The 13,133-nt window shown below is 37.8% G+C and carries 10 protein-coding genes; 3 read left to right on the top strand and 7 right to left on the bottom strand.

Annotated elements, in window-relative coordinates:
* The first annotated feature begins 249 nt into the window (after positions 1–249).
* From REB14_RS16285 to REB14_RS16275, 3 genes are all read left to right on the top strand, one after another.
* Entirely contained in the window at positions 250–2,577 is a 2,328-nt protein-coding gene (locus REB14_RS16285) for a hypothetical protein (RefSeq protein WP_309522690.1), read from the top strand.
* A gap of 74 nt (positions 2,578–2,651) precedes the next feature.
* Positions 2,652–2,888: a hypothetical protein gene (locus REB14_RS16280; protein WP_034697514.1), complete on the top strand. Its 237-nt coding sequence runs from the start codon at positions 2,652–2,654 to the stop codon at positions 2,886–2,888.
* Positions 2,889–2,896: 8 nt separating this feature from the next.
* Positions 2,897–4,366, top strand: coding sequence for a M20/M25/M40 family metallo-hydrolase (locus tag REB14_RS16275; protein ID WP_079240970.1), 1,470 nt, complete (start codon positions 2,897–2,899; stop codon positions 4,364–4,366).
* A gap of 309 nt (positions 4,367–4,675) precedes the next feature.
* Here REB14_RS16275 and ilvA read toward each other — a convergent pair whose 3' ends face one another.
* The 7 genes from ilvA to folP form a co-directional block, all read right to left on the bottom strand.
* Positions 4,676–5,938 carry a threonine ammonia-lyase gene (ilvA, locus tag REB14_RS16270; RefSeq protein ID WP_309522689.1) on the bottom strand — a complete coding sequence of 421 codons (1,263 nt, stop codon included), beginning with the start codon at positions 5,936–5,938 and terminating at the stop codon, positions 4,676–4,678.
* Between the two features lie 11 nt (positions 5,939–5,949).
* Entirely contained in the window at positions 5,950–6,996 is a 1,047-nt protein-coding gene (ilvC, locus tag REB14_RS16265; RefSeq protein WP_034692308.1) for a ketol-acid reductoisomerase, read from the bottom strand.
* Between the two features lie 47 nt (positions 6,997–7,043).
* Entirely contained in the window at positions 7,044–7,325 is a 282-nt protein-coding gene (locus tag REB14_RS16260; RefSeq protein ID WP_079240968.1) for an ACT domain-containing protein, read from the bottom strand.
* Between the two features lie 11 nt (positions 7,326–7,336).
* Complete coding sequence (ilvB, locus tag REB14_RS16255) at positions 7,337–9,061, bottom strand: biosynthetic-type acetolactate synthase large subunit (protein ID WP_309522688.1); 1,725 nt, start codon at positions 9,059–9,061, stop codon at positions 7,337–7,339.
* A gap of 4 nt (positions 9,062–9,065) precedes the next feature.
* Positions 9,066–10,748, bottom strand: a complete 1,683-nt coding sequence (gene ilvD, locus REB14_RS16250; protein WP_079240966.1) for a dihydroxy-acid dehydratase — start codon at positions 10,746–10,748, stop codon at positions 9,066–9,068.
* Positions 10,749–10,928: 180 nt separating this feature from the next.
* A complete protein-coding gene (ilvE, locus tag REB14_RS16245) occupies positions 10,929–11,801 on the bottom strand; it encodes a branched-chain-amino-acid transaminase (RefSeq protein ID WP_079240965.1) in 873 nt (290 codons plus the stop codon).
* Between the two features lie 371 nt (positions 11,802–12,172).
* Positions 12,173–13,039 carry a dihydropteroate synthase gene (gene folP / locus REB14_RS16240; RefSeq protein WP_482155930.1) on the bottom strand — a complete coding sequence of 289 codons (867 nt, stop codon included), beginning with the start codon at positions 13,037–13,039 and terminating at the stop codon, positions 12,173–12,175.
* Positions 13,040–13,133: the final 94 nt, after the last annotated feature.

Genomic DNA, 13,133 nt, shown 5'->3' with positions numbered 1-13,133 from the left:
TAAGGAGTTTTTTTATTGGGAAATTCAGGTAAAATTCAGAAAGACTATCTGGTCCAATTTTTCATTTTTCCCGATCTTTGAAAAGTCCATGAAAACATTAGATTAAATCAATGTTATACTCTGTTAAAAACTTTTCTACAAGAATAAATATGATTATTTTTGACGTAGTTTTTTTACATGAAAAGGGGTTTACTGTTAATATTTTTTCTGATCTGCTTTTTGGGGTATTCGCAAACAAAAATTAAGGTTGTGGATGACGCCAGTCAAAAGCCTGTCTTCAAAGCAAAAGTATCCTGTGACAATACCGTTATCGGATACACCAATGAACAAGGTATTCTGGAGTTTAAAACAGGATGTAAAAACATTGATATAGATGCTGATTCTTATCAGAAAGAAACCATTACCGTGGAAAGTAGTATGGAAATTTCCCTGCTTAAAAAAACTTCAAAGACTACCAATATTGAAGCCGTTGTTATTGAAGATAAAAGTGATCCCAGAGCTCTGGAAATTCTAAGAAAAGTCAATAAACTCTTTAACGAAAACTCACCCAAAAGCTTAGGATCTTATTCCTACAAATCATACGAAAAAATTTCTCTGGATATTGATGAAGACAGCCTTTCTCAGTTTAATCAGTATTTTAATGATCTCAATATTTTCAAGAAAAAAAGAGAAAAAGACTCTCTGAATAACATCACTGCAAGAAAGATATTTTCAAAAAGCAAACTCTTCCTTTGGGAAAGAGCTCAGGAGTTTTTATACTCCAAAAAGTATGGGGAAAAGATCAATATTCTGGACAACAGAATCTCTGGTCTGAAGCAGCCTATCTATGAAATGATCGCTCTTCAGCAAAGTAACAGGGATGTTGTTCCGGAACAGATAAAACCAGAAAACAGAGGACTGTACAGATTTTTCCTTTCAGATACTGTTACTCTGGATGGGAGAAAAAACTTTGTAATCCGTTTTCGTGAGGTGAATTACAAAAAACCAGACAGAAAACGAAAGTACAACGGTGCTATTTATGTAGATACCGAAACGTACGGGCTCAAAAAAATTGAAAATTTCAGTAAAAACAAAAACGACGGAATTATCACCAGTACCTGGGTATTTTATAATAACAAATGGTTCCTTGCCCACGAAAAAGCCAAGCTTAAAATGGGTAAAATGGCTATGGACGACAAAGTGCATGCTGATGATAAGAAAGACAAAAAAAGTTTTGGCACCTACGCTTTTCTTACCTCAAAATATTTTGATTTCGAGGCTCCTATTGAAGAGAACCCAAAAGACTTCAAAGGCTACACTTTCTCTGTAAAAAATATTGACGGACATTCTCTGGACCAATATAGAACCGATCCTCTTACCGAAAGGGAAAAAAATACCTATACAACGATCGACAGTTTAGGAAAAAAATATAAAATAGACAGCAAAGCCCAGATTTTATCGGGATTACTGAACGGACAGATCAGAGTAGGTTCTGTAGACTTTGCTGTAGATGAAATTGTAAACTATAACTCCTACGAAGGTTTCAGATTAGGTTTAAAAGCCAAGCTGAATGAAAATTTCAACCCTTATTTTTCACCAGACTACTATTTTGCATACGGTATGAAAGACAGAAAATGGAAGTATGGAATGGGTCTTGACATGAAAACCACTCTGGAGAAAAACTCATTTTTCAGATTTGAGGTGTATGATGATGTAACGGCTTCAGGAGAATTCAACCGAAAGCTGTGGAATTTTAAGATGAGAATGATGAACTTCGGGAATAATTTAAATAATGACCGATATTTTCACTTTAAAGGAATGTCATTATCTTATCTGAACGATGTCACCAACGGACTTACCGTGGCCCTTGCTGTAAGAAGAAATACAGAAGAGGCTGAATTCGATTATCAGTTCAGAGACAGAGGAACTTCGTACCGAAATTTCAATACCCTTTTTACCTTAAAATATTCCCCGAATTCTACCAATATTATGACTCCGCAGGGGAAATCTCTGATTGATCAGAAATATCCTGAGCTGTATTTTAATTATGAGCAGAGTTACAAAATACTGCAGGGAGATTTTAATTACTCCCGTTTTGACGCCTTATTTGTTCATAATTTTAAAACACCAATCGGGACTACAGGTTTCAGATTGTACGGAGGTCTTGTTCTGGGTGGAGCACCTATCTGGAAAAACTTTACGATGAACGGACTGGCTTCTCCGGGTAAAGATTTTAATTTTAACCTTACTTCTTACCTTGGGTTTGCAACCCTGGAGGGAGGAAAATATTATAACGACAGATTCGTCGCGTACTACTTTACGCACAAACTTCCCTGGTATTTCAAAAGTTTCGGACACAATGTTTCCAGTTTTGATTTTGTCTTAAGAGGAACTATCGGAGATATGAAACATCCGGAATACCACCAGTTTAAGTTCAGAAAATTAGATCATCTCTATCAGGAAGTTGGGCTGGAGTGGAACAATTTCCTTTCCAGTTATTTTAATCTGGGCTTATTCTACAGAGTGGGTTATTATGCAACTCCGCATTTCAAAGAAAACTTTGCCATCCAGTTTAAGCTGAAGTTTCTTGAGTTTTAATGCTCTTTACCATACAAAATCTTTATTTTTGAATCAGAATTCAGAAATATTCAACGACAATATATAAAAAGAACATGCAGAAAATCGAAATCAAAGCAGAACAGTTTTTTGAATTATTAAAATTAAAAGACACTCCGATGTGGGAGATTTTCTCACAGATGATTGATGGAAATGAAAAGGAAATCATCTTTTTGGACAATGAAGACAAAATCCTTTTTAATTATATTTTACCTTCTACACAGGAAAAACTGGAAGAAGACAGAAAGGAGTTTTCAAAACAATTTTCAGAGAAATTAGCTAACTTCAATTAAGAGTTCTTATGAATAAAAATTACGTTCTCTCTCTCCTTGGGCTTTTTTTATTTGCCTTTGGAAATGCTCAGAATTATAAAAAACCTTTGGTTTCTGCCATCAAAGAATCTGATCTTCGTACCGATATGTATCAGCTTGCTGCCGATCAGTTCTGGGGCCGTGAAGCCGGAACTCTGGATGAATTGAAAGTTTCTATGTGGTTGGCTGACAAGGCCAAAGAAGCAGGAATGAAACCCGCCGGAGATAACGGAACTTTTTTCCAGTTCTTCGATATGTACAGACATCAGGTGATTCCACAAAGTAATCTGAAAATTGGAAATACCAGTTTGAAATTATGGAAAGATTTCCTTGTCGCTGAACCTGTAAACGCTTCATTAGATGCTGAAATTGTATATGCCGGAAACGCAGAACCTGAAGATCTTGCAAAACTGGATATCAAAGGAAAAGTTCTTGCAGTAAATGCTTCTGACAAAAACATTTCAAAAGATATGACCCTTTTTGTAAGAAGATATCCCGGATTTGTAAGAAATAAATATTACGATAAAGCTTTTCAGCTGGGAGCAAAAGCAATTATTTTCATCACCGATGATACTTCCGAACAAAGCTGGGTAGAAGTATTGCCTCAAATGACAAGAGGAAGCTACGGCGTAGAAGGATTAAGAGAGAAAATCACAAATAATATCCCTGTTTTGTGGATCAAAAGAGAAAATTCAGGCTGGGTAAAAAACAATCCTAAAGCTTCTCTGAACCTGATTACTGAAACTTATAAATATCCTTCAGTAAATATTATCGGAAAAATAGAAGGAACAGATCCTGTTCTTAAAAATGAATATGTTTTGCTGAGCGGACATCAGGATCATGACGGGATCAGACATCCTGTAAAGAACGATACCATCTACAACGGTGCTGATGATAATGCAAGTACTTGCGTTGCTATGTTAGCAATGGCCAGAGCTTATAAAAAACAACCGGGAAAAAGAAGTATCCTGTTTGTTTTCCATGGCGCTGAAGAGAGAGGATTGCTGGGCTCAAGATGGCATGCAGCACACCCTGTAGTTCCAAAAGAGAAAATAGTAGCTGTTCTGAATGGTGATATGATTGGAAGAAATGACAATAATGAAGCTGCCTTATTAGGAGGAAATGCTCCTCACAAAAATTCTGAAGAGCTGGTAAAAATGGCTGAAGATGCCAATAATGAAAGTACAAAATTCAAATATCTGAAAGATTGGGATTCTCCAAGCCATGCTGAATATTTTTATTTCAGGAGTGATCACCTTCCGTATGCTAAAATAGGGATTCCTGCCATATTCTTCACCAGTGTATTGCACGATCAGTATCATACTCCACAGGATGAATCTGAAAATATCAATTATAAAAAGCTTTATAAAATGACTGAATGGATGTATAGAACATCCTGGAAAGTGGCTAATGAAGCCGAACGTCCGAAAGTAATTTCGAATTTTTCGCTTGAAAGATAATCTATAAAAAGAATCAAAAATTCAAGATTTAGAAACTTCAGCTAAAAATGAAATCTGTTTTCTAAAAACTCTAAACTCGTGCGGAAACAGTCTATGTTTAGAATTACAGGTTGCCCCATACTCAAACAATAGATTTTTTTAACGTTCACAGGATTCATTTTCTTAACGCTTCAGTTTCTTATGTCATTTGACAGTGCTAAAAACAAAAAAGCTTCACAGAGTGTGAAGCTTTTTTCATCATTGTGTTTTTAGAATCTGAAATACGAAATACTTTAATATTGAATATGATTTGGAACTATTAAAAAAATTTTAGATAAGCAAATTCATCAGAGAAGGATCATTGTTCAGATAGTTGACAAAGAAATCATACTGCTTCATCTTATCGATCAATGTCGTGAAATCTTTATTTTGTTTCAGAGCAATTCCTACGACTGCAATTCCTTTTTCTTTTGAGTTTTTCTGGGTATACTCGAAATAAGTAATATCGTCATCAGGACCGAGTACATTCATTACAAAAGCTTTCAATGCCCCGGGACGCTGTGGAAATCTGACCAGGAAATAGTGCTTTAATCCTGCATGTAATAATGCTTTCTCTTTGATCTCTTCCATACGGGTAATGTCATTATTGCTTCCGCTGATGATGCACACTACATTTTTACCTTTTATTTCCTCTCTGTATTTTTCCAATACAGCCACTGAAAGGGCTCCCGCCGGTTCCACCACAATAGCGTCTTTATTGTATAACGACAATATGGTTTCGCAGACCAGTCCTTCATCTACAGTAGCCATATCATACAGTATATTTTTACACCGTTCAAAAGTGAGATCTCCCACTTGTTGTACGGCTGCACCGTCTACAAAACGGCTTATCTTTTCGAGAAGAACAGGTTCCCCTTTTTCAAGGGCTTTTTTCATGCTTGCTGCTGCGGAGGGTTCTACACCAATAATTTTTGTTTGCGGAGACAGATGCTGAAATACAGTACAGACTCCTGCTGCCAGTCCACCACCACCTATCGGAACAAAAAGATAATCAACTAGACCTTCTGACTGTTCCAGAATCTCAAGTGCCGTTGTAGCCTGTCCTTCAATAATAGCCGGATCATCAAATGGATGAATAAATACACTGTTATGGTCTTTGCAAAACCTCATCGCAGCATCTTTAGCAGCATCGAAAGTATCTCCGAAGAGAATCACATCTATATATTCTCCACCGAACATTTTTACTTGTTCAAGTTTTTGTCCGGGGGTTGGCAAAGGCATAAAAATAGTCCCTTTCACTTTCATTTTCTGACATGCAAACGCTACTCCCTGCGCATGATTTCCGGCACTGGCACACACCACTCCTTTGGAGAGTTCTTCCTCCGACATTGTTGCCATCTTATTATACGCTCCTCTTATTTTATAGGATCTTACTCTCTGAAGGTCTTCTCTTTTAAAACTGATGTTCGCTTCATAAATGGCGGACAAATTATTATTGACCGCCAAAGGTGTTTTTACTACTACATTTTTTAATCGTTCCTCCGCTTTATAAACATTCTCTAAAACGGAGGAACTTACTTCCTCTTTCATCATCTGTTTAGTAATTAATTGTTTTCGGGTCTCAGGCTTCGTACCGTCTTACCAGCCTTCCACATTTCGCTTTCTCTCAGCTCTGTAAGTTCAGCTTCTAATTTTTCACGATAATCCGGTTTACTGTTGCTGTCGATAGAACGTTGTGCTTCGTTTCCTTTAGCTACGTTGTCATATAGTTCTTCAAACAAAGGCGAGGTAGCATCTCTGAAACGCTTCCACCAATCCAAAGCTCCTCTTTGAGCGGTTGTACTGCAATTGGCATACATCCAGTCCATTCCGTTTTCTGCTACCAACGGCATTAATGACTGGGTTAATTCTTCTACGGTTTCGTTAAATGCTTCGGAAGGGCTGTGTCCGTTTTTTCTCAATACATCATACTGGGCTGCAAATATTCCCTGAACAGCTCCCATCAATGTTCCACGCTCTCCGGCAAGATCGCTGTATACTTCTTTTTTAAAGTCAGTTTCGAACAGATATCCGCTTCCTATCGCAATTCCTAATGCGGTTACTCTTTCTCTGGCTTTTCCTGTAGCATCCTGATATACGGCAAAACTGCTGTTCAAACCTCTGTCCTGCAGAAACATTCTTCTCAATGAAGTTCCTGAACCTTTTGGTGCTACCAGAAATACATCTACATCGGCAGGAGGAACAATTCCTGTACGCTCACTGAAAGTAATTCCGAAACCATGAGAAAAATATAATGCTTTTCCTGGGGTAAGATGCTGTTTTACTTTCGGCCAATATTCTATCTGTGCGGCATCACTCAAAAGATAGCAGATGACAGTTCCTTTTTCCAGTGCTTCTTCGATTTCAAATAAAGTTTCCCCTGGTACAAATCCGTCTGCAACTGCTTTATCCCATGATTTGGAGTTTTTTCTCTGTCCTACAATTACATTAATTCCATTATCTTTCTGGTTTAAAGCCTGCCCCGGTCCCTGTACTCCATATCCAATTACCGCTACGACTTCATTCTTTAATACTTCCTGAGCTTTTTCCAACGGAAATTCTTCTCTTGTTACTACGTTCTCCTCTACTCCTCCAAAATTCAATTTTGCCATTTTTTTTGATTTTATTTATTATTGATTGTGATGTTTAATTTTTACATTTAGCTGGCATATTCTACTGCCTTCAGGTATGGATTTCTGTGGTAATGTACTTCCAGAACGTCAACCTGTTTTTCCATTTGTCTGCTGATCTTCTGAACAGAATCTTCTGTTTCCCGGATTACAATGACAAACTTTTTTACTTTTTCTATTTCTGAGGGTCCTACATTGAAGGTCACCATAGAAATTCTTCTTCTTGAAAAAATAGCATTGATGCGGCTGATCAATCCTAAATAATCTTCTGTATACGCTGTAATGGTATATTCTTTATGATCTGTTTTCATCTTTTATATTTTTAATCTTTATTATTTAATACAATCTCCGAAACACTTTTTCCCTGGGGAATCATCGGAAATACATTGTGTTCTTTTCCTGTCATCACTTCAAGGAGGAAAGATCCTTTATGATCAAGCATTTCACGAAGTGCCCACTTAAGTTCTTCTCTCTCGGATACTTTCTTCCCAGCTATATTATATCCCTTAGCTACCTGAACAAAATCAGGGCTCTGAATATCTACTGAGGAATATCTTTCTTCATGAAACAATTCCTGCCACTGCCTTACCATTCCCAGATAGCAATTATTCAGGATTAAAATCTTCACTTCCGGATGATACTGCATAATAGTTCCCAGTTCCTGAATATTCATCTGAGCTCCTCCATCGCCCATCACTGCTATCACAGGGCGGTTGGTTTCTGCATAAGACGCTCCTATTGCCGCGGGAAGACAGAATCCCATCGTACCCAATCCTCCACTTGTAACGTTGGTTCGGGAATGTTTAAATTGCGAATAGCGGCACGTCGCCATCTGATGCTGTCCTACATCGGTTACAATAATTGCCTCACCTGCTGTCATCTCATTCAAATGGCGGATAACTTCTCCCATCGTGATCTCACCTTCCTCAGGATACAGTTCTGTATGGATCAGATTGATGCTTTCAATTTCATGACATTTTTTAAATCGTTCATGCCAGTGGTGATATTCTCTCTCTATAATTTTTTCTGTAAGCAGAGGAAGCGTATGCTTACAGTTTCCAAGAACCGGAACGTCTACTTTTACATTTTTATTGATCTCTGCATTATCAATATCCAGATGAATAATTCTGGCCTGTTTTGCATACTGATCCAGTCTACCGGTCACTCGGTCATCGAACCTCATTCCGATCGCAATTAAGACATCGCATTCATTGGTTAATATATTCGGTCCATAGTTTCCGTGCATTCCTACCATTCCTACTGCTTGCGGGTGGTTAGTAGGAATAGCACTCATCCCTAAAACAGTCCATGCTACCGGAATTCCTGACTTTTCAGCAAACTGCAGAAACTCTTTTTCTGCTTTCCCCAGCATAATCCCCTGTCCTGCGATGATAAATGGTTTTACTGCATTATTGATCAGCTCTGCCGCTTTTTCGATGCTATCAAAACATGGATCAGGATCGGGTTTATAACTTCTCAATGAATGGCATGGAGAATATCCTTTATAATCAACAGGCTGCAGCTGGGCATTTTTAGTCACATCAATCAGTACGGGACCGGGACGACCAGATTTTGCAATGTAAAATGCTTTTGCCAATACTTCAGGAAGCTCATTGGCATCGGTTACCTGATAATTCCATTTGGTAACCGGGCTTGTGACATTCATTACATCTATTTCCTGAAAGGCATCGGTTCCGAGAAGGTGTTCAAAAACCTGTCCTGTAATACAGACCAAAGGTGTATTATCCAATAACGCATCCGCTAAACCTGTTACAAGATTGGTAGCTCCGGGGCCGCTTGTTGCCAATACAACCCCGACTTCTCCTGAGACTCTTGCCAGACCTTGTGCTGCATGTACTGCTGCCTGCTCATGACGTACAAGTATATGTTTCAGATTTTCTTTATAATCATAAAGGGCATCATAAATAGGAATAATAGCACCTCCCGGATATCCGAAAACGGTTTTCACCCCTTCCTGAAGAAATGCTTCAAGAATAATGCGACTTCCGCTCAATTGTATTTCTGTTGATAGATTAAGGTTTTCCATATTTTTATTGAGTGATTTCGTCTGTTACACAGCCTTCTGCGGCTGATGATACTGTTAATGCATATTTATAAAGCAATCCTTTCTGTACTTTAAGGGCTGGTTTTTGCCATCCTTTCTTTCTTCTTTCTATTTCTTCTTCTGAAACTTTGAGCTGTATGGTATTGTTGACAGCATCAATTTCAATCAGGTCATCATCGTTTACAAAAGCAATCAGACCTCCTTCATGAGCTTCAGGAGTGATATGTCCTACTACGAAACCATGGGTTCCTCCGCTGAATCTTCCGTCTGTAATCAAGGCTACACTGCTTCCTAGTCCTGCTCCTATCAGTGCGCTGGTGGGTTTCAGCATTTCCGGCATTCCTGGAGCTCCTTTCGGACCTTCATGACGGATAACGATAACATCACCATGTTGTACGGTTCCATCCTGAATTCCTCTGATCAGATTTTTTTCACCATCAAATACACGGGCTTTACCTACGAAACGTTCGCCTTCCTTTCCTGTAATTTTGGCTACACTTCCCTTTTCAGCGAGGTTTCCGTATAATATTCTCAGATGTCCTGTTTCTTTTACAGGTTCTGATAATGGTTTAATAATTTTTTGAGTATTGAAATCCAGATCCGGAACATTTTCTAAATTTTCAGCTAAAGTCTTTCCGGTTACTGTTAAACAATCACCGTGTAATAATCCTTGGTTTAAAAGATACTTCATGACTGATGGTATTCCTCCATGCTCATACAGATCCTGCATCAGGTATTTTCCACTTGGTTTTAAATCTGCCAACACCGGAGTTTTATCACTCATCTTCTGGAAATCATCCTGAGTAAGCGGCACTCCTACACTTTTTGCCATGGCTATAAAATGCAGAACGGCATTGGTACTTCCTCCAAGAATAACAATCATTCGCAGCGCATTTTCAAAAGCTTTTCGGGTCATGATATCCGAAGGTTTAATGTCTTTTTCCAGTAACACTTTCAGATATTTTCCTGCTTCAAGGCATTCTTCCTGTTTTTCTTTGCTTAAAGCAGGATTGGAAGAAGAATACGGAAGACTCATTCCTAATGCTTCTATGGCAGAAGCCATTGTATTGGCTGTATACATTCCGCCACATGCGCCTGCTCCGGGACAAGAATTTTTCACAACTCCATCAAAATCTTCTTCAGTGATTTCTCCGGCTATCTTTTTCCCCAATGCTTCAAAAGCAGAAACAATGTTAAGCTGTTCACCCTTATAGCAGCCGGGAGCAATAGTTCCTCCGTATACCATGATGGATGGTCTGTTCAGCCTTCCCATTGCGATGATGGTTCCCGGCATATTTTTGTCGCAGCCTGGTAATGCGATCAATCCGTCGTAGTATTGTGCTCCACAGATGGCTTCAATACTGTCTGCAATTACATCACGACTTACCAGAGAATAGCGCATTCCATCTGTTCCGTTGCTCATTCCGTCACTTACTCCGATGGTGTTAAAAATCAATCCGGCTAATCCATGATTCCATGTCCCTTTTTTTACCACCTGAGCCAGATCATTCAAATGCATATTACAAGTGTTACCGTCATAGCCCATGCTGGCAATTCCGACCTGAGCCTTATGCATATCTTCTTCTGTAAATCCTATCCCGTACAACATGGCTTTGGCTGCGGGTTGTTCGCTATTTTGCGTGAATGTTTTTGAATATTTATTTAACATACTTTTCCTACATTTTCTATTCTTTTCATCTTCTTCAAATAGAGTTCTTTACTAAATTTTGATCCAAAACTACATTTTGTAATATTCTTTTCATTTTTGTTTTTTCTAAAAATTACAATATTCAATTATTAAGAAAACAGAATCATTTAACTGATAATCAAATATTTAAATTCAAAATATTTACAATGACAGAACTCTTACTAATTTTAAATATGCCTGTTGTACTCTCCCACTTGCAGTGTTTTCCCAGTCTTTGGTAAAAGGAACATCATCAAGTGAATCCAGGGCAACAATTTCTGCTGCTGTACCACAGAAAAAACCTGCATCTGCACCCCGCATTTCCTCAGGTTTAAAAAAGGTTTCTTTTACAGGAATGTCAAGCTCGCCGCAGATCTCCATCACGGTTTGTCTTGTAATTCCCGGAAGGATACTTCCTTTGGCCGGGGTATATAAAACCCCGGCTTTTTCATAGAAAACATTAGCACCTGAACTCTCAGCAACATTTCCGTTTTCATCCAGAACCAACGCTTCATCATAACCTTTATCTTTGGCATCCTGACAGGCTAATATTGAGTTTACATAATGTCCTCCTACTTTGGCTTCCACCTTGAAAGCTTTAGGATTAGGACGTTGAAAAGGGGAAGTCATAATTTTCATTTTATCTGCCAGATAGCCGTTATTCCATTCCCAGGCAAGAAGTGACAGGTAAGATTTTTGTCCTTTTGAGAGAGACATATTGGGAGAACACGTAACCAATGGACGGATATAAGCATCTGTAAATCCATTACGATCCAGAAGTTCATAGGTAAGTTCTGTAAGCTGATTTACGGAATAATCGAAAGGAATATGCATGAGCTCTGCTGATCTTTTCAGTCTTTCATAGTGTTCTTTTGCTTTAAAAATCTGAGTTCCATGATCTGTGCTGTAGGATTTAATTCCTTCAAAAACAGAGTAACCATAGTGAAGAGATTGTCCATACAGATCGGTTCCGGCATCTTTAGCTTTCATAAATTTTCCGTCAAAATAGATGGTCGTGTCGTCGTTGTAATACATGTTATAGAGGTTTAAAAAATTAACAAATGAGAATAAAAAAAGCCCTCTCACAGTGTGAGAGGGCTCAATATATGTACAGTCATACACCTTCCTTCTCACAGACGCAAGGGAATAATAATGACGATAATAATTACTGATAATAACTGATACATATTCTTATACTATAAAAAATTAAAAACAAAAAAAACCGTTTCATAATCTGAAACGGTTTTATATATAATTTAAATTAAAATCTATTTAAAATGCCGTTTCCTTCCTGTTGTTAATGACAACAGCAATAATAGAAATGACAATAATATTTTTCTGATTCGTAAAATTCATACTGCAAATGTATAAACTTTTTAATTACTCACAAGTTTTTTTTGCACTTTTTATTTTTTTTGTAAAAATTGGTTCAATGTTTTCTTTGCTTCAGCCACATCATGAACTCTTAAAATCTTTGCACCCTGTTCCAAAACTTTCATGTGAAGTTTTTGTGTTTCTTCATTAATATCCAAAGGGGATTTCCCAAGAGGTTTATAGATAAATGATTTTCTGGAGATACCTATTAAAAGAGGAAATTTTCCAAATCCCAGATATTCAACTTCATGGATCATTTTCATCTGATCTTCTACTGTTTTTCCAAAACCAAAACCAGGATCAAGAATGATATCATTCACTCCTTTTTCTAAAAGTTCTATTGTTTTTTTAGCAAAATAATGATTCACTTCCAGTGTAATATCTTCGAACTTTATCTTATCATGCATGGTTTCGTAGGAAGGGTTTACATGCATCAGGATATAAGGAAGTTTCGTTGCAGCAGCGGTATCAAACATATTGGCATCATACTGGCCGCCAGAGATATCATTGATCAGATCAATTCCTTCATTGAATCCGAATCTTACTGTTTCTGCATAAAAAGTATCCAGAGAAATCAATGCTTCCGTAAATTCTTTTTTGATCAGAGAAATCAGATTTCCTATTCTGTTTATTTCCTCTTCGGTGCTTAAAAATTCAGCATTGGGACGTGTAGACTGAGGACCAATATCCAATATTTCAGCTCCGTCCTTCAAAAGTTTTTCTGCATGTTTCAATGCTGATTTTTCATTATTGAATTTTCCGCCGTCAGAGAAAGAATCCGGTGTCATATTGAGGATTCCCATGATTTTTGGGGTGTCCAGTTGTACTAAACGGCCGTTGCAGTTGATAGAGTAGGTTGGAGCGTCAGAGGATTGGAGAGTTGGAGGGTTTGAGAGCATGAGTTGGATGATGACGGATTAATGATAGTTGATAATTGATGAATGATTTCTGTAGTGCAAAATTAGTGATTTATGGGTTTTTAATGAGAAGAAA

Origin of the sequence: Chryseobacterium metallicongregator (assembly GCF_031324065.1) — a bacterium.
GTDB lineage: Bacteria > Bacteroidota > Bacteroidia > Flavobacteriales > Weeksellaceae > Chryseobacterium > Chryseobacterium metallicongregator.
The sequence above is the reverse complement of the archived record's forward strand: the minus strand, read 5'-3'. Positions and strand labels throughout refer to the sequence as shown.

Bases quoted from the DNA above. Each gene is read 5' to 3' on its own strand.
- REB14_RS16260 (WP_079240968.1), bottom strand. From the start codon at position 7,325: ATGAAAACAGATCATAAAGAATATACCATTACAGCGTATACAGAAGAT.
- ilvB (WP_309522688.1), bottom strand. From the start codon at position 9,061: ATGGAAAACCTTAATCTATCAACAGAAATACAATTGAGCGGAAGTCGC.
- folP (WP_482155930.1), bottom strand. From the start codon at position 13,039: ATGCTCTCAAACCCTCCAACTCTCCAATCCTCTGACGCTCCAACCTAC.
- ilvC (WP_034692308.1), bottom strand. From the start codon at position 6,996: ATGGCAAAATTGAATTTTGGAGGAGTAGAGGAGAACGTAGTAACAAGA.
- REB14_RS16280 (WP_034697514.1), top strand. From the start codon at position 2,652: ATGCAGAAAATCGAAATCAAAGCAGAACAGTTTTTTGAATTATTAAAA.
- ilvE (WP_079240965.1), bottom strand. From the start codon at position 11,801: ATGTATTACAACGACGACACGACCATCTATTTTGACGGAAAATTTATG.
- ilvD (WP_079240966.1), bottom strand. From the start codon at position 10,748: ATGTTAAATAAATATTCAAAAACATTCACGCAAAATAGCGAACAACCC.
- ilvA (WP_309522689.1), bottom strand. From the start codon at position 5,938: ATGATGAAAGAGGAAGTAAGTTCCTCCGTTTTAGAGAATGTTTATAAA.
- REB14_RS16275 (WP_079240970.1), top strand. From the start codon at position 2,897: ATGAATAAAAATTACGTTCTCTCTCTCCTTGGGCTTTTTTTATTTGCC.